The organism is Enterococcus sp. C53 (genome assembly GCF_040887425.1).
Taxonomy (GTDB): domain Bacteria; phylum Bacillota; class Bacilli; order Lactobacillales; family Enterococcaceae; genus Enterococcus_B; species Enterococcus_B hirae.
The window spans coordinates 23,073-42,393 of record NZ_JBFOFT010000004.1; the positions used below are offsets into that span (position 1 = coordinate 23,073).

General features: G+C 36.4%; 19 protein-coding genes. 16 read left to right on the top strand and 3 right to left on the bottom strand.

Going from position 1 to position 19,321, the window contains the following annotated elements; translation table 11 throughout:
• Positions 1 to 22 precede the first annotated feature (22 nt).
• Positions 23 to 1,033 (bottom strand): tryptophan--tRNA ligase, encoded by a 1,011-nt coding sequence (gene trpS, locus AB3I42_RS06715; protein ID WP_010719301.1) that lies wholly within the window; start codon positions 1,031 to 1,033, stop codon positions 23 to 25.
• Between the two features lie 250 nt (positions 1,034 to 1,283).
• Here trpS and AB3I42_RS06720 point away from each other — a divergent pair, with 250 nt between their 5' ends.
• The 7 genes from AB3I42_RS06720 to AB3I42_RS06750 all read left to right on the top strand — a co-directional run bounded on the left by AB3I42_RS06720 (position 1,284) and on the right by AB3I42_RS06750 (position 7,182).
• Positions 1,284 to 2,021, top strand: coding sequence for an amino acid ABC transporter ATP-binding protein (locus AB3I42_RS06720; RefSeq protein WP_010719300.1), 738 nt, complete (start codon positions 1,284 to 1,286; stop codon positions 2,019 to 2,021).
• A gap of 13 nt (positions 2,022 to 2,034) precedes the next feature.
• A complete protein-coding gene (locus AB3I42_RS06725; RefSeq protein WP_131773154.1) occupies positions 2,035 to 2,850 on the top strand; it encodes a transporter substrate-binding domain-containing protein in 816 nt (271 codons plus the stop codon).
• A 12-nt stretch (positions 2,851 to 2,862) separates the two neighbouring features.
• Positions 2,863 to 3,510, top strand: a complete 648-nt coding sequence (locus tag AB3I42_RS06730) for an amino acid ABC transporter permease (protein ID WP_010719298.1) — start codon at positions 2,863 to 2,865, stop codon at positions 3,508 to 3,510.
• 15 nt (positions 3,511 to 3,525) lie between these two features.
• Positions 3,526 to 4,182 (top strand): amino acid ABC transporter permease, encoded by a 657-nt coding sequence (locus tag AB3I42_RS06735; RefSeq protein WP_010737486.1) that lies wholly within the window; start codon positions 3,526 to 3,528, stop codon positions 4,180 to 4,182.
• A gap of 303 nt (positions 4,183 to 4,485) precedes the next feature.
• Entirely contained in the window at positions 4,486 to 4,695 is a 210-nt protein-coding gene (locus tag AB3I42_RS06740; RefSeq protein WP_010737487.1) for a hypothetical protein, read from the top strand.
• 514 nt (positions 4,696 to 5,209) lie between these two features.
• Positions 5,210 to 6,109, top strand: coding sequence for a hypothetical protein (locus tag AB3I42_RS06745; RefSeq protein WP_181914532.1), 900 nt, complete (start codon positions 5,210 to 5,212; stop codon positions 6,107 to 6,109).
• 356 nt (positions 6,110 to 6,465) lie between these two features.
• A complete protein-coding gene (locus AB3I42_RS06750; RefSeq protein WP_131773153.1) occupies positions 6,466 to 7,182 on the top strand; it encodes a hypothetical protein in 717 nt (238 codons plus the stop codon).
• Between the two features lie 192 nt (positions 7,183 to 7,374).
• Here the strand turns inward: AB3I42_RS06750 and AB3I42_RS06755 are convergent, their stop codons facing one another.
• Positions 7,375 to 7,926 carry a DUF6580 family putative transport protein gene (locus tag AB3I42_RS06755; RefSeq protein WP_010737490.1) on the bottom strand — a complete coding sequence of 184 codons (552 nt, stop codon included), beginning with the start codon at positions 7,924 to 7,926 and terminating at the stop codon, positions 7,375 to 7,377.
• Between the two features lie 143 nt (positions 7,927 to 8,069).
• Between AB3I42_RS06755 and AB3I42_RS06760 the strand changes: the two genes are divergently transcribed.
• The 8 genes from AB3I42_RS06760 (at position 8,070) to cbpB (ending at position 17,110) form a co-directional block, all read left to right on the top strand.
• A complete protein-coding gene (locus tag AB3I42_RS06760; protein WP_368022395.1) occupies positions 8,070 to 10,568 on the top strand; it encodes a vitamin B12-dependent ribonucleotide reductase in 2,499 nt (832 codons plus the stop codon).
• A 22-nt stretch (positions 10,569 to 10,590) separates the two neighbouring features.
• Positions 10,591 to 11,154 carry a cob(I)yrinic acid a,c-diamide adenosyltransferase gene (locus AB3I42_RS06765; RefSeq protein ID WP_010737492.1) on the top strand — a complete coding sequence of 188 codons (564 nt, stop codon included), beginning with the start codon at positions 10,591 to 10,593 and terminating at the stop codon, positions 11,152 to 11,154.
• Positions 11,155 to 11,264: 110 nt separating this feature from the next.
• On the top strand, positions 11,265 to 11,663 hold the full coding sequence (locus AB3I42_RS06770; RefSeq protein ID WP_223603268.1) for a DUF4430 domain-containing protein: 399 nt from the start codon (positions 11,265 to 11,267) through the stop codon (positions 11,661 to 11,663).
• A gap of 602 nt (positions 11,664 to 12,265) precedes the next feature.
• Positions 12,266 to 13,549, top strand: a complete 1,284-nt coding sequence (locus tag AB3I42_RS06775) for a hypothetical protein (protein WP_104325111.1) — start codon at positions 12,266 to 12,268, stop codon at positions 13,547 to 13,549.
• Positions 13,550 to 13,818: 269 nt separating this feature from the next.
• Positions 13,819 to 14,640, top strand: coding sequence for a glutamate racemase (racE, locus tag AB3I42_RS06780; RefSeq protein ID WP_010737494.1), 822 nt, complete (start codon positions 13,819 to 13,821; stop codon positions 14,638 to 14,640).
• A 3-nt stretch (positions 14,641 to 14,643) separates the two neighbouring features.
• Positions 14,644 to 15,993 carry a ribonuclease PH gene (gene rph / locus AB3I42_RS06785; protein ID WP_368022396.1) on the top strand — a complete coding sequence of 450 codons (1,350 nt, stop codon included), beginning with the start codon at positions 14,644 to 14,646 and terminating at the stop codon, positions 15,991 to 15,993.
• On the top strand, positions 15,990 to 16,502 hold the full coding sequence (locus AB3I42_RS06790) for a metallophosphoesterase (RefSeq protein WP_010737496.1): 513 nt from the start codon (positions 15,990 to 15,992) through the stop codon (positions 16,500 to 16,502). Before rph ends, AB3I42_RS06790 begins: the two co-directional genes overlap by 4 nt.
• A 107-nt stretch (positions 16,503 to 16,609) precedes the next feature.
• Positions 16,610 to 17,110, top strand: a complete 501-nt coding sequence (gene cbpB, locus AB3I42_RS06795) for a cyclic-di-AMP-binding protein CbpB (RefSeq protein ID WP_010719279.1) — start codon at positions 16,610 to 16,612, stop codon at positions 17,108 to 17,110.
• A gap of 90 nt (positions 17,111 to 17,200) precedes the next feature.
• Here the strand turns inward: cbpB and AB3I42_RS06800 are convergent, their stop codons facing one another.
• Complete coding sequence (locus tag AB3I42_RS06800; protein ID WP_034697771.1) at positions 17,201 to 18,115, bottom strand: mechanosensitive ion channel family protein; 915 nt, start codon at positions 18,113 to 18,115, stop codon at positions 17,201 to 17,203.
• Between the two features lie 168 nt (positions 18,116 to 18,283).
• Here AB3I42_RS06800 and AB3I42_RS06805 point away from each other — a divergent pair, with 168 nt between their 5' ends.
• Positions 18,284 to 19,297: a branched-chain amino acid aminotransferase gene (locus AB3I42_RS06805; RefSeq protein ID WP_181914526.1), complete on the top strand. Its 1,014-nt coding sequence runs from the start codon at positions 18,284 to 18,286 to the stop codon at positions 19,295 to 19,297.
• Positions 19,298 to 19,321 lie beyond the last annotated feature (24 nt).

Consider the following 19,321-nt stretch of genomic DNA (forward strand, 5'->3'; position numbering starts at 1 on the left):
TTTTTATTCATTAACAAGCCAATCAGTTAAAATAATTGATTCCCATTGCAGTTTTGACTTCTGCTAGAGTTTGAGCAGCGACTTTCGCAGCTGCTTCACTACCGTCTCTTAGGATCGCCATCACAGCAGCTGGATCTTTCGCTAATTCTTCTCTTCTAGCACGAATTGGAGCAAACTCTTCTTCCAAAACATCAATCAAATAGCGTTTGATTTTCACATCACCTAGACCACCACGACGATAATGAGCTTTCATTTCTTCAATCGCATTTTTGTCTTTTCCAAACACATCAAGATAAGTGAACACCATATTGCCTTCGACTTGACCTGGATCTTCCACGTGGATGTGATTTGGGTCTGTGTACATACTCATTACTTTTTTCTTGACCACATCAGCAGGATCAGAAATATAGATGCCATTACCCAATGACTTGCTCATTTTTCCATTCCCATCGATGCCAGGCAAACGGCCCATTCCTTTTGGTGGGAAAACGCCTTTTGGTTCCACTAAGACGTCGCCATACGTGTGGTTGAAACTTTGAACTATTTCTTGTGTTTGTTCAAGCATTGGTTTTTGATCTTCACCAACAGGAACTAAATTCGCTTTGAAAGCTGTGATATCAGCAGCTTGCGATACAGGATAAATAAAGAATCCAGTTGGGACACCTTCACCAAATTTTTTCTGTTCGATTTCTGTTTTAACTGTAGGATTACGACGGACACGCCCGACGCTGACTAGGTTTAAATAGTACATAGTCAATTCAGCTAATTCTGGTATTTGCGATTGGATAAAAAGCGTTGATTTCGTAGGATCTAATCCAACAGCTAAATAGTCTAAAGCAACTTCAAGTACATTTGAAGAAACCTTCTCAGGGTTTTTAGCGTTATCGGTTAGGGCTTGCATATCTGCAATCATTACAAAAAGTTGATTGTTTTCATCTTTTTGCATTTCTACCCGTGTTTTGAGTGATCCTACATAATGCCCTAAATGTAACTTGCCAGTCGGGCGATCACCTGTTAGAATAATATTTTTCAAAAAAAACACCTCTTTACGATTTGTAAGACTAAGCACTTAATATCTTACCGTTTTTTGGAGGAAGAAACAACCGTTCTAAATCAAAAGACGAACAAGATGCAGAAAAATAGCAGATGTAAGAAGCAAAGGAGAAAAATAACGAAAGAAAGTTTCAAAGAAACTTTACAAAATACGTAAGTTTCAGATATAATATGTTCTATTATATATCTTTAAATGTTTTCTTACTAAATAATAATGGGAGTGTAATGATATGGCAATGATTAAATTTGATAACGTGGAAAAATACTACGGCAAATTCCATGCTTTGAAAAACATAAACCTCGAGTTTGAGAAAGGGGAAGTCGTCGTTGTCATTGGTCCTTCAGGTTCAGGTAAAAGTACAATGTTACGATGTATCAATGGATTAGAAACGATTTCTTCTGGAAGATTGTTAATCAATGATATCGACCTTCAGGACAAAAAAACAAAATTGACCGAAGTCAGAAAAAATGTTGGAATGGTTTTTCAGCATTTTAATCTATATCCTAATAAAACCGTTTTAGAAAACATTACACTTGCACCGATTAAAGTATTAAAGCAAGATCAAGCAAGTGCAGTGAAAAACGCGGAAAAATTCTTAGAAAAAGTCAACATGCTCGACAAAAAAGATTCTTATCCATCTATGTTATCTGGAGGACAACAACAGCGTGTGGCAATTGCCAGAGGTTTGGCGATGAATCCGGAAATGCTGTTATTTGACGAGCCTACATCTGCTTTAGATCCGGAAATGATCGGGGATGTACTTGATGTGATGAAAAAATTAGCTCGTGATGGGATGTCAATGATCGTCGTGACCCATGAAATGGGATTTGCAAAAGAAGTAGCAGATCGGGTTATTTTCATGGCGGATGGCCAAGTATTAGAAGATAGCCGCAATGTAAAAGACTTCTTTGAGAACCCTAAAGAACCTCGGGCACAACAATTTATTAGTAAAGTAATCAATCATTGATAGGAGGAATAAAATGCGTAAGAAAACAATGATTCGTTTGCTTTTCCTTTTGGGTCTGGTCTTTTTGATATTAGCAGGCTGCAAAGGAAAAAGTGTCGCTGAAGAAAATATTCTGGAACGAAGTAAGCAAAACAACACCATAACGTGGGGTGTAAAATACGATACTCGCTTATTTGGGATGATGGATATCAAAAGTAGTACGGTTCAAGGATTTGATATCGATATCGCTAAAGCGATTACGCAAGAGATTCTTGGAAAGGATGGGAAAGCAGAATTTGTGGAAGTTACCTCTAAAACACGGATTCCGCTATTAAAAAATGGAAATATTGATGCGATTATTGCGACAATGACCATTACAGATGAACGAAAAAAGCAAGTTGATTTTTCTGATGTTTATTTTGATGCCGGACAATCTTTATTAGTCAAAAAAGGAAGCCCGATTAAAAGCGTAGATGAATTAAATGCTGAAACAACTGTGCTTGCAGTCAAAGGATCAACTTCTGCAGTAAATATCCGAGAACATGCTCCAGATGCAAAAATTCTTGAACTAGAAAACTATGCCGAAGCGTTTACTGCTTTACAATCAGGACAAGGAGATGCTATGACGACCGATAATGCCATTTTGTTGGGAATGGCTGACGAGAACCCTGACTATACTTTAGCAGGTGGGACATTTACCAATGAACCTTATGGAATTGCGATCAATAAAGGACAAACAGAATTTTTGGATGCCGTAAATCAAGCGTTAAAAGAACTCATTGCTAACGGCACATATGATCAGATTTACCAAAAATGGTTCCCAGATACCACCCAAGGAAAAGTGAATTAAGGAGGGGAAAGAATGGCTGAGTTGCTGCAAACATATGGATCAACCTTCTTAGAAGGGTTTAAAATCACTATCTATTCAAGTGTGTTAGCTTTATTATTTAGTTTGATTATTGGAACACTGATGGCAATTTTTCAATTGTCAACGAACAAAGTGATCAGTGGACTAGCTAAAGCGTACGTGGAATTTTTTCGAAATATCCCATTGTTGATTATTGTGATGTTCTTTTATGTCGTCCTTCCGATCTATTGGATTAGTTTTGATGGCTTTCAAGCAGGGACGATCGGTTTGACGATCTATACTTCGGCATTTATTGCAGAAACCGTTCGTTCAGGGATTCAAACAGTGCCAAAAGGGCAAACAGAAGCGGGATTATCAGCTGGTTTGACCTATGCGCAAACGATGCGGTTTATTATTTTGCCGCAGGCTTTCAAGATCGTCGTACCACCATTAGGAAACCAATTTATTAATTTAGTAAAAAATTCATCGATTTTAGCTATCGTTGCTGGGTTAGATTTAATGTATCAAGGGGACTTAATTGCCAGTGAAACTTTCAACACTTTTGATACCTATATCATCGTGGGTCTTTTTTACTTAGTAATTACATTACCTTTGTCTTACTTGATGACATATTTAGAGAAAAAATGGGCAGTTCGTTCATAGGAAGGGGAGAACAAAATGGATTTTAGTGGTGCTTTTTCATGGATGAATATCCGCTTCTTATTAGAAGGATTAAAAGTGACTGTGGAGGTTTCATTATTTTCAATCATCTTTAGTTTTTTGATTGGCGGGATTTGTGGTGTGGTTCGTTTTGCCAATATACCTTATCTTTCAAAAATACTAGGAATACTAATTGATATTATCAGAAATCTTCCATTGTTATTAATCATTTTCTTTACGTATTTTGCCTTACCACAAATCGGTATCCAAATGAATATTTTTTGGTCAGCCGTAGCAGCATTGACGATTTTTGAATCGGCTATGTTATCAGAAATTTTTCGAGCAGGGTTGAATGCCGTTCCTAAAGGACAAATGGAGGCTGGTCTTTCCACAGGATTGTCTTATGTAGAAACGATGAGAATCGTCGTTTTACCCCAAGCATTTAAATCAATGATCCCAGCAATCGTGAGTCAGCTGATTTCATTGATCAAGGATACATCATTAGCAGTGATCATTTCCTTACCTGAATTGACTCACCAAGCACGAATTGTTTACGGACAAAATACCAATTATGTATTGCCAATGTTTGTGGCAATGACATTGATGTATTTTGCTGTCTGCTATGCTTTATCCTTACTTTCTTCCTATTTAGAAAAAAGAAAGTACAGCTATTAGTCAAAAACTTAGCATGCTCGTTGTTCAATGAAAATTGTTCAGCGAGTATTTTTATTTGATTCGTCAATGTAAAACTTAGATCGTTTTTCTCTTCAACGATATTGTGAGAGAAAGTAGTCGTAGACAAAGATCAGCTTAAAAACATAGCTTACAGTTTTGTTCGTTCAGTTCATTTAAAAATATGGACTGTCTTGACAGTAGGAAGTATACTAAGTGTCGTTAGGTAAACGTATTGAAATGAGAGAATGCCTAACAGAGTTTGTGGTAACTATAATGGATAGATAGAGAAAGAGATGTTGTTAGATGGAAGAGATTATAAATGCTTTTCAAGCAAACCCGATATTTTCTACGGGATGTATTATTTTTATCATAGGTGTGTTAATTTTTTGCTTTGGAAGAAAATTATTTTTCGTTCGTTGGCTATTGGGAGATACCAGTATGTTCGGACAACTATTTTGGGGACTGATTTTATCAGGTATCGGACTAGCAATCATTGTCTATTATCGAATGTAATTGGACTAATTGTATACGAATGATCCATTGCTTGCGACAAACAGGAAATGGTAAAAAGAAAGAAGTTTCTGTAAGATTTTCTAGAAATTTAGTACATTTTTTGTGTAAGAGTTCGTTTATTTAGGAAAATGTCAAAAATGAATGAACAAATTGGTCGGTTAGAAAACCAGCTGTTCTGAACGACTGCTAAAGCAAAAAAGGGGAGCTTGCGTGAAGTAGAAGTACGATGTTCTAGTGGTCGATAGATCATTCAATCAACAATTTGTGACAAACAGAAGTGGATAAATTAAGAATCTTCAATTTTAATCTAGTATAGGCAGTCATCATCCATTCTCTATAAGTGGGTGATGACTGCTTTTTGACAGAATGGTTATCGGATAGTAACTCGAAAAACAACATGTTTAGTGATATCAGATGCCAAAAAATTCTTTCTGCAGAAATAAAAGTTACTTAGATACTCCTTTTTTCTGATAGTTTAACAAGGTAGTATATAACTTTTAAAGGAGAGAATAACATGCCAAATGATAAACAAAAAATAGCAGTAATACGGACAGGAAGTCAATATGCTATTGCTCTTCAACTAATCAAGGATCATAAGCTTGTGAGGGGAGAAGCTAATAGTTCGGAAAAGTTAGCAACATTAGGTAAAATTCTTTCTAACTATAAGAGAGATTCTGCAGAAGGGATTATCTCCTATCTTCCGCTTCTTCCAGAAGAGAAAAAACTGTTACGACAAAGGAACATCCAAATGAATAGTGATGATAGAATAGTAGTGGATGATAAAAATAAAACCTTTTATATTAACTACCTTAATCAAAAGTATGATTTAAGCAAAAAAGCAGTTTTGTCGAAAGAAACAAAACATGCACTAATTCAAGACCTTGATAAATTCTATTTCGATTCTTTGGACCTTAACAGGTTTACTTCCTTTATTTATGATTTAGATGTGATCGCTAGAAGAGATGTTCAGACACTCTTAAAGAAGCAAACGCCCAAGATAGAAAAATCAATAAAAAAGGCAAGAGAAGATATAGCGGTTGATCAAGTGAAAGAAAGATTTAAGATGAACAGACACTATACTGAAATTCCCCCAACACTAATGGTGCAATTTCAAGACGAGTTGAAAAAATCTGAATACATAAGCAAAAAGAGGCAAAAAATAGAAATTGAGAAATTAAAAAATGAATATAAGTCTCCAAGTAAACCAAATGAAAGACAGGAATATTTCAAGATGAGTGTAAAAGAATTTCTTGAAAAAGGAAGCTCAGAACAAAGAAGCCTTAATAAAAGAAAACGTGAGCAAGGAAAATTCGAGCAAGGAAGACTTACGAAAAAAAGAATTGAGCAATTAAAAACATCTGTACTACCAAAGTCACAGGCATATCTAAACAAAAAGGATCAATTTCAAAGATAGTGATCAATAAAACTCTAAAAATAATTACATAATAAATGAGTGTGGGATATTGATCTGATTAATATCCCACTTTTTATGGCTAAATTAAAACTGGGATTAAAAAATCAATGAAATATTATGAAAGGAATTGTTATGTATAGGAATACTCAAATATAATTTCATGATGCATTTTTCTTTGAAAATACTATTCTTGACCTTGTATTCTCAGAAATTAAAAGTAATAACCTAGAATTTTAATCAATTAAATGGTATTAAATTGCAAAATTTTCTTTTCTTGGAAATAAAAGTTTTCTTATGTATTTTTTTTTCTGATAAATTGATGAAGCAGTACATAAAATTTTAAAGGAGAGAATAACATGCCAAACATGGAACAGAAAAAAGAAACAAATCAAAAAATTGCAAATAATGAAAGCGAACGACCTCGAAATACTTTGTATAATCATGCTACTATAGCTTTTCAACTAATCGAAGAGTGTAAGCTTGAGGAGGGTGAACCTGTTAGTTCGGAAACATTAGCAGCAATAGGTGAATTTCTTTCTGAACTTAAAGAAGATGTAGCAGAAGGGGTCATCCAACGACTTCCACTTCATCCAGATGAGAGCAAACTCATACAACCAAACAACCTAATAGAGACCCAAAATACAATAGAAGTAACTAGCCAAAATAAAACTTTTTATATTGACTACCTTAAGACAAGGCATAAGATTCACTCAGATACACGTTTGCCGAAGGAAACAAAAGATGCACTAATTGGAGACCTTAATAAATTTAAGTTTAATCCCTTGACTCCTGATACGTGTATAGCATTTATTCATGATCTAAAAATAATCGCTGAACAGGACGCTAAGGAACTTATAGAAAATCAAACCTCAAGAGTGGAAAAATTAATTGAAGAAAGAAAAGAAAATGAAGCGGTTAAGCAAGCGATAGCAAGTTTTATGAAGAATAGACACTTTACTAAACTTAACCCCACCATATTAAAGCAATTCATAGATGAGTTGGAGAATAGACCAAGAATAAGCCGAGAGAGACGAGAAAAAGAAATTGAGAAGTTTAACCCGTTACATAGATAACAATCAATAAACTCTAAAAATGATTACATGATAAATGAGTGTGGGATATTAATCAGAAAAAATTTGATTAATATCCCACTTTTTATGGCTAAATGAAAACTGGGACAGAAGAATCACTTCTGATTCTATACCCTCAAAAAAAGTTAGACAAAAATAATCAGAGGGCTGATAAAATAAGGATTCTCACGTCATTTATTTTTTATATCTGTCATCAAGCGTCTTACTGTATAGCGGAAACAGTATCCGTTGAAATGCGGGAAAGAGAATCAAATAAAAAAAGAAATTACCTATACCATGGGCGAGATCAAAAGGAAGTCCTTGAAAATAGTAAGCCCAAAAAGAGGGAAGTTGATAGATGAAAGTTTCAATTCGTGAAACAATCAAACCGTAAATTAATCCACAAATAAAGCTCAAAATTGCTTGAATAGTCACATGCTTAGCGACTATAGGTAACTGATTCATCCAATGAAAAAACAAAACAATCCCGCTGAAGGCGAGCATTTGACTGATTGTCCAAGTCCCTAATCCTAAATATAGATTAGTGATGAATAAGCTCAATATGGAGACGATTAAAGCATCTGTTAAAGAACCAAATGCCGCAAGTAGTAAAAGAATTGCTGTCATAGGTTGAATATTTGGTAACCAAGCAAAAAAAAGTCTGCCTACGACACAGGCAGCAATTAATAATGACAAATAAGCAAATTTGTGAATCGTAAAGTAAGGTTTTTGTTTAAATGTGTTCATCTTTTGAGGCTGCTCCTTCACTGATAATAGTTCTCATTATATCATAAATTTTTTTTATTACAAGATTGAAAAACACATTATGTAGTGTGATAATAATTAACAGACACTATATATAGTGTTTTTTATGATAAGGTGGCGATGGAATGGGAATTTATTCAAAAAAATATATAGAAAAACTTAATCAGGATATACGGAATTATCCAGAGGTCAAACCTATTGATCCACAAATGAAACTGACATTTGAAGGGATTTCACGCTTGGTCATGTTGGATCGATATACTTACAAAGATCCACATAATCAGACGTTAACCATAGGTGATCTAGTCGTCTTGACGGTACATGCGGATCCACAATACCCGGCTCGTGGAATTGGAACGATCATTCAGCACTCTGGAGACGATTTAACGATCGAAGTGGAAGAGGAATTTCGCTCCTCTTTGACTGATCCTGAAGAAATAGCTCGTGGATTCGTTAAAAGAAACAAAAGTGAAGTTGAAAAACCTTTAGAGCTGTATTATGAACAAATTGCTGCTCGAGTTGCTTTCGGAATTAGTCAAGTCGAGGGCGATAGAAAAGCTGAATTTTTTGAAGATTTTTACAAACAATTGACTGAACAAAATTTGATTCCTGCAGGAAGGGTGTTATATGGTGCTGGTACGCAATCAGAAGTCACATACTTTAATTGTTTTGTCATGCCATTTATTCAAGATTCTCTTTCTGGTTTAGCAAAACACCGAGAAGAAGTCATGGAAATCATGAGTCGTGGTGGTGGAGTAGGAACGAATGGCTCAACCTTGAGACCAAAATCAGCTGTCGTACATGGCGTAAATGGAAAATCTTCTGGTGCTGTTTCTTGGCTCAATGATTTAGCTAATCTCACCCATTTAGTCGAGCAAGGAGGAAGTCGCAGAGGGGCGCAAATGATCATGCTCAATGATTGGCACCCAGATATTTTTGAATTTATTATTTCAAAAATCCAGAATCCGTTGATCCTGCAACAGTTGATAACTACAAGTCAAAATCCCCTAATCAAACAATTAGCAAGCGAGAAACTAGCTTTTTCTCCTTTAACTCAAGAAGAAAGGGAGCTATTTGAAGTCTTGGTTAAGGAAGAGGGGCTTTTGCAATTTGCAGAACATGCTTTCATCAAAGAGGCTAAGCAAAAATTAAAAATGGGTGGAAGTTATAGTGTCAAAGATCCTGACTTCTTAACAGGGGCGAATATTTCAATCTGTCTGACAAAGGAATTCATGGCAGCTGTCGCACAAGATAAGACCTATGATTTGCGTTTTCCTGCTATTGACGAGTATACAGAAATAGAAATGGCTGATTATGATCAACATTGGGCTGAAATCGGTGATGTTCGTGAGTGGGAAGCGACAGGACGTAAAGTGAAAGTTCATCAAACAATTCGAGCCAGAGAGCTTTGGGAATTGATCACTTACTGTGCTACTTATTCTGCGGAACCAGGGATCTTTTTTATTGATAACGCCAATGAGATGACTAATGCTGCTGCCTATGGACAAAAAGTCGTTGCAACAAATCCTTGTGGAGAACAGCCATTGACACCGTATGCGGTATGTAATCTTGCAGCTATCAATTTAGCGAATATGGTAGATGAGCACCAAGAAATCGATTTTCAAAAAGTTGCAGAAGTGGTTAGAACCAGTGTACGTTTCCAAGATAATGTTATTGATGCGACCCCTTATTTTTTTGACAAGAATGAGCAACAAGCAAAAGGGGAACGTCGTATTGGTTTAGGGGTGATGGGCTTAGCCGACTTATTGATCTATTGCGGCAAAACGTATGGCTCTAAAGAAGGAAATGCGTTAGTCGATCAATTGTTTGAAACGATTGCCGTTACAGCTTATCAAACGTCGATCGAATTGGCAAAAGAAAAAGGAAGTTTTCCTTATTTAGTTGGTAAGAACGAAGAAGAAACACGACAATTACGTGAGCGTTTTATCCATTCTGGGTATATGAAAAAGATGCCAGAACATATTAGGCAAGGTGTCTTAACTTATGGAATCCGAAATTCACACTTATTAACCGTTGCACCAACTGGCTCGACAGGTACGATGACTGGTGTTTCCACGGGATTGGAACCTTATTTCTCTTTTTCCTACTTTAGAAGCGGTCGCTTAGGAAAATTCATTGAAGTACACGCTGAAATCGTTGACGAATATCTAGCGAAACATCCAGAGGCAGATGCCTCAGAGTTACCGGAATACTTTGTCTCAGCAATGGAGCTTTCACCAGAAGCTCACGTGGATGTCCAATGTACGATCCAACGATGGGTTGATAGCTCCATTTCCAAAACAGTCAACGCACCTAAGGGATATCGTGTTAAAGAAGTAGCTGATATTTACGAACGACTTTATCAAGGTGGGGCAAAAGGCGGTACGGTATATGTTGACGGTAGCCGAGATTCACAAGTCCTGACTTTATCAGCGGAAGAAAATAGTTTTACCGATGAGCTAGTAACATCAGAGGTACACCCAGATGTTTTGCTAACAGAAGCTTCAAACGACTCAGCAACGAATGAAGAGCGCTGTCCGATTTGTCATGAAGGTACAATTGAAGAAATCGGAGGTTGCAGTACTTGCACCCATTGTAAAGTACAACTAAAGTGTGGATTATAAGTTTAAAAAGGAGCATGGTACCATGAAAATCTATACTAAAAGTGGTGATGCTGGGATGACTAGTATTATCGGAGGGCAACGGCTAGCTAAGTCAGCTTCTCGTGTTAGAGCTTATGGAAGTGTGGATGAAATCAACTCTTGGGTAGGAACGATCGTTGCAGAATTAGATCCTGATAAATTTGCACTTTTGATCGAACAATTAATCCAACTTCAACGATTACTATTTGATATCGGAACAGATTTTGCCACACCAACGGAAGTCAAAGAACGGATCGTGACTAAAAAAGATTTGGAGAAAATGGAAGAAATGATTGATTTTTATCAAGAAAAACTACCGGTGATCGACAAATTTATTTTGCCTAGTGGACATCCAGTAGCAGGGCATTTCCATCTTGCCCGAACAGTGACCCGAAGAGCGGAACGTGAAATCACTGAATTGATTTTGGAAGAAACAGAAACGAATCAAATGAGCTATAAACTGATTAATCGGTTATCGGATCTCTTTTTTGTCTTGGCACGTTATGTCAATGTGGTTTATCATATTAAAGAACCATTCTATGAGCGAGCTGGGAAAGTATTCCATTAATTATTATCAGACCTTACTGTTTGAATTAAAATCTAACTGTCTAAGAATCATATCTATAATGTTTAAAGTGATAACTTAAGTTAATTCTTTTTACAAATTAATAAATAGGAGTGTTTTTTTTGAAGAAATTTATAGTATTATTAGCTGCTTTATCAAGTATGATCGTTATGACTGGTTGTCAATCACCTACCACGACAGAACAATCAAGCGCTCAATCACAAGCCACTACAAAAAAAGTGACCATCACTTTGCAAGAAGAGGGAAAAGAACTATCGGCAAAAAACGTTACTTACCAACCAAATCAGACCTTGTTGGAATTACTAAAAAAACAGTTTTCAGTGAAAGAAGACAATGGTTTTGTGACGGCAATTGATGGGCATGCACAAGACAAAGATAAAGGATTATATTGGACGTTCACAATCAACGGCAAAATGGCGGAAAAAGGAGCAAATGATATTAAATTATCACCTAACGATCAGATAGTGTTCAATTTAGCAACATTCAAGTAAGAGTGTAACAGTTCAAAAATTAACTTGAGCGTGCGGTCAAAGTATTCGTATGAACAAGCTGAAAAAACGAAAAGCAGTTATTCTGATTTTCGTTTTTTTTTTGATTAGTTTTAATATATGTTAAAAAAAGGTTTTTGGTCAATAAGAACTGATAAGTTACGCAAAATTAAATCTGGGTCAGAATGTACCTCATGCTATCTCAGCTTTTTTGTTCTTTCACATTGTCTCATAAATTGATCAAAAAGCTTCTAATTTTCATGTTGATATTGATTTGAATTTGCAGGCTACATGTTCTTCTGTTTTTATAAAGTAATACTATTTTTGCAAATCACCGCACGTGGATGCCAAATATTCAAAAAATTATTTTTAAAGAAATAGTTAGGTATAGCAGTACCTAAATAAAATTCTGTTGATGTAGAATCCTTTGAGAATACTATTTATGACCAAATATTCCCAGAGATTAAAAACGATAATCTAGATTTTGAATAAATGCAATAGTATTAAATCCCAAGAATTTCTTTGTTTAGAAATAAAAATTTTGATGTCCTTTTTTTTCTGATAAATTTATAAAGCGTATATAAAATCTCAAAGGAGAAAACAGCATGCCAGACAAGGAACAGAATATAAATAAAAACAATGAAGAGAAAGTTAGCATACAGTCCCAAGATCAGCGTGGTTTTTTTTATAGACTATTCAATAAGTATAAATTTACGAAAAAGAAACGTACTGATCTGGAAACATCAGCAGCATTGGATAAAGATCTTTCTAAAGATCATCAAGCTTCAACTGAAGAAATTCCCTCCTATCTAAAATCTCTTCTAGAAGAGAAAAATCTGTTAAAACAAAGAAATATAGAAATAAATAGTAATAATAGAACCTTTTTTATTAACTATCTTAATGAAAAACATAGACTTAATTCAAACATGCCTTTGTCGGAAGAAACGAAAGCTGCACTAATTGAAGACCTTGATAAATTCTATTATATTCCTTTAAAAACTAGTACGTGTCATAACTTTATTTTCGATCTGAATATAACTAGAAGGGAATTAACTAGGCTTAAAGATGATCAATTTCTAAAGGTGAATGAATTAATAGCGCAGCTAACAGATGATGCTACTATAGCTATTACAAATAAATACCAACTTTTAGAGAACCACACTGTCTCCGAAGAAAAACTAGAGGCAATAGCAAATGAGGTCATGGATTTAAATCTTGATGAGGAAATGAAAAGGGCGGTTATAGCTAAACTTGAACTATTAAAAGAAGATCGAGCCACTCTTCGGAAAATATACAGAAAAAAACAAGACACATTGAAAACACAGGAAAGTAAGACAGATGCTAATTTAAAAGAGATTACAAATCTTGTCATGAGAATAGAAGAAAAAGAAGCACTTCGGGATATAATCAGAGAAAGAGCGAAACAACAAACAGATAAAAAACAAGAAAATGAAGCAGACATTAAAATAAATGGGAAGACTATAGCTGAAGTAGTGGATGACAACGCGCTTTTGTTATCTCGAGCAATGAACACTGCATTAGCACTTAAAGAGAACCAAAAGGTAGAACCCAAAATGCTATCTACGATGGCGGAATTTATTGGTAGCAGAAAACTTAATGAAATAAATAGACGCAATATACCTTATATGCTTACTCTCACTAACGAAGATAAAAAAGAGCTTAATGAAATAATCAATGGAAAAACAACTTTGCTAAGTAAGCTTCCCGAACTAGATAGAACAAACCCAAATCCAATAGATCAAGTTCCATTACCATTGAATCAAAGACTAAGTAATCGAGGATCGGAACAAAATACTCTACCAAAACCAAACAAAAATATAAAACAAATGAATTCTTTATCTCAAGGGTCAGCTGAAGTTAGTCGATAAACCATAATTGCTCAGAGACTGGGACAAAACTTGTCTCAGTCTCTTCTAGTATCTCTAAAACGAATCGCAATCATTCATGATAAGTGTAGATAAAGAGCAATCTTCATCTGCTAAAAACAACTAACTTAAGATCATTAAGTCAAACTAGTGATTCTTTAGATCGACTGTGTGAGCTATTCAAGCTTTATGGATAGAAGTACAAAGGTAGTACTTGAAAAATCACCTTAAAAAGTCCACAATAAGGAAGATAGAATTTATTGAGAAAAAGGATGATACTATTGACTGATAATCGCCCGATTGGTTTTATTGATTCAGGTGTTGGTGGATTGACGGTGGTCAAAGAAGCATTGAAACAATTACCAAATGAAAATATCTTATATGTTGGAGATACTGCCCGTTGCCCCTATGGTCCTAGACCGGCAGAACAAGTGATCGAATTTACTTGGGAAATGACGAATCATTTGGTGGAACAAAACATCAAAATGTTAGTGATTGCCTGTAATACTGCTACTGCGGTTGCTTTAGAAGAAATCAAGGCGGCACTTCCTATTCCAGTCATTGGTGTGATCTTACCTGGGACAAGAGCAGCTGTTAAACAAACAAGAAATAAACAAGTAGGGATTATCGGAACCCTCGGAACGATCAAAAGTCGTGCTTATGAAACAGCGCTGAAAACGAAGGTACCTGAACTTGCCGTGACTAGTTTGGCTTGTCCAAAATTCGTTTCGGTAGTGGAAAGTAATGAATATCATTCGTCAGTGGCAAAAAAAATCGTTGCCCAGACACTAGCGCCATTGGTTACTAAGAAAATCGATACATTAGTATTGGGTTGTACCCATTACCCTTTGTTACGTCCGATTATCCAAAACGTTATGGGAGAAAGTGTAACATTAATCGATTCAGGTGCAGAGACTGTCGGGGAAGTTTCGATGTTGCTGGACTATTTTGAAATCAGCAATTCAGTCAATGAGGGGCGGACGTTATGCCAATTCTATACGACTGGTTCAGCTAAGCTTTTTAAAGAGATTGCACAAGATTGGTTGATGCTCGATCAGTTGAATGTTGAGCATATTGAATTAGGAGGAAAATAACAGATGCGTCACGATGGAAGACAACCTCAGCAGTTAAGAAAAATAAAGATTGAAACAAATGTTTTTAAACATCCAGAAGGTTCTGTTATGATTCACTTTGGTGATACGATCGTCAATTGTTCTGCTACGATTGAAGAAAACGTTCCGCCATTTTTAAGAGAAACAGGAACTGGTTGGGTAACAGCAGAATATAGCATGTTGCCACGTGCGACTCATACTAGAAATCGAAGAGAAAGCAGCAAAGGAAAACTTTCAGGACGCACAATGGAAATCCAACGGTTGATTGGTCGTTCGTTAAGAGCGGTCGTTGATCTGAAAAAGTTAGGCGAACGTAGTATTATCATTGATTGCGATGTTTTGCAAGCAGATGGTGGGACAAGAACGGCTAGCATCACAGGAGCTTTTATTGCGTTAAAATTAGCAGTCGAAAAGTTACTTCAAACAAAAGTTTTACGTGAAGATCCAGTTATTGAACATTTAGCTGCTATCAGTGTTGGGATTTTACCCGATCAGACATGTGTGGCAGATTTAGATTATGAAGAAGATGCTGCAGCGCTAGTCGATATGAATCTAGTCATGACTGAATCTGGCAAATTTGTCGAGATTCAAGGAACTGGGGAAGAAGCAACCTTTGATGGTGAACAATTAAACGATCTGCTCTTTTATGGAAAAACAGCGATTGAGCAATTGATTCTTGAACAAAAAAATGTCTTGTTCGAGCAACGAGCAGAAAGAGAGGACGATTTGAAGACGATCGTTATTGCTACCAAAAATGCTGGGAAAGCAGAAGAATTTAAAGCGATGTTTGGCAAAGCTGGTTATGAAGTCAAAACATTGTTTGACTATCCTGAATTACCTGATGTAGAAGAAACTGGTTCAACGTTTGAGGAAAATGCTCGTCTGAAGGCGGAAACGATTGCTTATTTGTTGAATCAACCTGTATTAGCTGATGACTCTGGTTTGAAAGTAGATGCTTTAGGTGGCATGCCAGGAATCTACTCTGCACGATTTGCCGGTGAACACAAAAGTGACGCAGGAAACAATGCGAAATTACTTTATGAGATGACGGAGATTCTAGATGAGAAAAGAACGGCGCAATTTCATTGCACCTTGGTTTTTGCTGCACCGGATAAAGAAAGTCTAGTGGTGGAAGCGCAATGGCCAGGAAAAGTAGGAAGAATCCCAAGAGGAGACAACGGCTTTGGGTATGATCCACTATTTATTCCTGACGGTTCAACTGAAACTGCAGCCGAAATGTCAAGTGAAGAAAAAAACCAAGTCAGCCACCGGGCACAAGCAATGAAAAAATTGAGCCAAGTATGGCAAAGCTGGTTGGAAGGTGAAAACAAATGAAATATTTAGTTGTCAGTGATAACCATGGTGATCGGGAAATCTTAGCTGATCTAGTTGCTCGTTATCAAACGAAAGTGGATTTCTTCTTTCACTGTGGCGATTCAGAATTATCGCCAGAAGATCAATTGTGGACGCACTTCCATGTAGTCAAGGGAAATTGTGATTTCGGACCGGGATTTGTTGAAAAAGAGTGGGTTGATACTGGGAAAGATAAAATATTTATCACTCATGGACATTTGGCAAATGTTCGTTTTGGTCTTACTCAATTAGCGCTTGAAGCGCAAGCCAACCAAGCAACAATGGTCTTTTTTGGTCATACGCATCAAATTGGTTGTGAGGTAGTAGAAGGGGTCTTGTATTTGAATCCTGGAAGCATTTCGCAACCACGAGGACCGATCCAAATCCCTTCTTATGCCTTGATTGAACACAGTGGAGAACAAGTCAATGTTCAATATTATAATCGAGCGCATCAACCTGTCGAGGAACTGGCTTTCACTTTTTCCTTGTAAGCAAAAAATCTCTAATTTTTACTAAAATCTCGATTTTTTATATGAATTTTGCATCCGTTTTCGGTAAAATAATAATGTTGAAATGAAATTGAAATGGAGGCCCTCCAATGATTGGACCGATTGTAAGAGAGTTATTGCTACAAAATCGAGAGACTTTTTTGATCTCAGCTGAAAATGTAGCGAATGTCATGTATCAACATCCATTATCACATGGTTTGCTTGTTTTATCGAAAGTAGGTTATACGAAGATCCCTGTACTAGGAAAAGATGACCGTTTTGTGGGATTAGTTAGCTTATCTGATGTCGTCAATAAAATGATCGATCTACAAACGATCAGCATGGACCCATTAGAAGGACTAACCGTTGCAGATGTAATGGAAACGAATGTTGCAACGATCGATGAAAATTGGGAACTAGAAGAAGTTCTCCATTTATTAGTTGATTCACCTTTTCTACCGGTTGTTACAGAAGACAAAGTTTTTAAAGGGATCATTACTCGAAAAGAACTACTAAAGGCAGTCAACTATATGGTGCATGAATTGGAACGACGAAACATTGTTTCGCCTAAAGTCGAAGAATTAAAAGAAAAGTTAGACATCGTTAGTTAACGATTAAAGCAAAAAAGATTGAGACTGATTACACTTATTTCTCCATTAAGGTCATTTAATGGAAAGCGTAAGGAATCGTCTCAATCTTTTTTATTTCAAGCTGATCGGGCTGTTAGGAATGGTAAATCCTGCTGTTGTCAATTCTTTTACATAAGAACTCAAAAATTCTTCTTTCAAAACAAATTGTTTTCCATTCAAGGCATAACAAATGGTTCGAATCGCAAAATTACTGTTCCCTAAATCGACTAATCCAAAAATTGTTGGTTCAGTTTGTAAGTCGTCTTGGTATTTTTCAGCTAATCGTTGATTTACACGATCGATGATTTCGTAGATAGAATCATAGCCTTCTTCCGGCACGATGCGAATATCAAGTAGAACTTGCATATTCGCTCTGGATAGGTTGCTGATAGTCGTGATGTTTCGATTGGGAATAAAGTGAACCGTACCGTCTACAGCCTTTAGCTGTAACGTCCGAATGCCGACAGAAGCCACTGTTCCTTCAATTGACAGATTTGCTAATTTTACATAATCTCCGACATCCATTTGTTGTTCCATAATAATGAAAAAGCCAGTAATCACATCACTCATAAAGCCTTGTGCGCCCAATCCAATTGCTACCCCAGCAATTCCCGCTCCTGCCAACAATGAACCAATCGGAACACCAATGACGGATAAAATCGCATAAATAAAGAAAAAACCCATCGTGTATTGGAAAATCGTATTTAACAGACTGTGTAACGTTTTTAAACGACTTTCATTCAAAACCGATTTCTTAGAATATTGTTTAAAAGATTTATCAATTAAATATTTTCCAACACGGTTGAGTATGGCAAATAAAAGAATTAAAAAAACTAAATAAAGTCCTTTTTGGATGAAGGTTGCAAAAATTGCATCCCAATCGATCGTATTCCAGAAACGTTGAAAAGCATTCACTTGGTGGACTGCTTGGTCAGTTAATGTTTCACCTGTGGAAGTGGTTGCTGTTGTCGCTAGTTGTAAAAACATAAGATCCTCTTTTCTAAAATATATACTCACTACTGTATTGTAACAAGAACAAGGGAAAAAGAAAATCAGCAAAACTGTTTCAAATTTCAGAAATTTTCCAAAAAATAAAATGACAAACCTCAAGGATAGTGCTAAAATATTCACAAAACAAAGATAGGTGGAATGAATATGCAATTGGATTGGAATAATTTAGGTTTCTCATATATCAAAACTCCTTGGCGTTACGTTGCAAAGTGGAAAGATGGTCAATGGGAAAAAGGAGAATTGACGGAAGACAACTATTTAACAATCCATGAAGGTTCTCCAGCGCTTCATTATGGACAACAATGCTTTGAAGGATTAAAAGCTTACCGAAGAAAAGATGGCAAGATCAATCTTTTTCGACCAGATCAAAACAGCCGTCGTTTGAATCAAAGTGCTAGACGGTTATTGATGCCGATGGTACCAGAAAAAATGTTCATTGAAGCTGTGAAAGACGTAGTCAAAGCGAACGAAGCATTTGTACCACCTTATGGAACAGGCGCAACATTATACTTACGTCCTTTTCTGATTGGTGTCGGTGAAAACATTGGTGTGCACCCAGCGCCAGAGTACTTATTTGTCGTTTTCTGTACACCAGTTGGTGCTTACTTTAAAGGTGGTTTGAAACCAACGAACTTTATCGTATCAGAGTACGACCGGGCAGCACCTAATGGAACAGGGGCAGCAAAAGTAGGAGGGAACTATGCAGCTAGTCTGTTGCCAGGTACACAAGCGAAGGAATTAGATTATTCAGACTGCGTGTATTTAGATCCTGCTACTCACACGAAAATTGAAGAAGTCGGGGCAGCGAATTTCTTTGGTATTACTAAAGATGGGCAATTTATCACACCGCAATCGCCATCGATTTTACCAAGTATCACGAAATATTCACTCTTACAATTGGCTGAAGAGTGTTTAGGCTTAACTGCTGTCGAAGGGGATATCTTTATTGATCAATTAGACCAATTTGCCGAAGCAGGAGCGTGTGGCACAGCAGCGGTCATCTCACCGATCGGAGGGATCTATTATCAAAATAACTTACATGTTTTCCATAGCGAAACAGAAGTTGGTCCTGTAACTAAACGATTGTATGATGAATTGACAGGGATCCAGTTTGGCGATGTAGAAGCGCCTGAGGGTTGGATCGAAGTAGTCGAATAAACAACAGTATAATCTAGTAAAAAA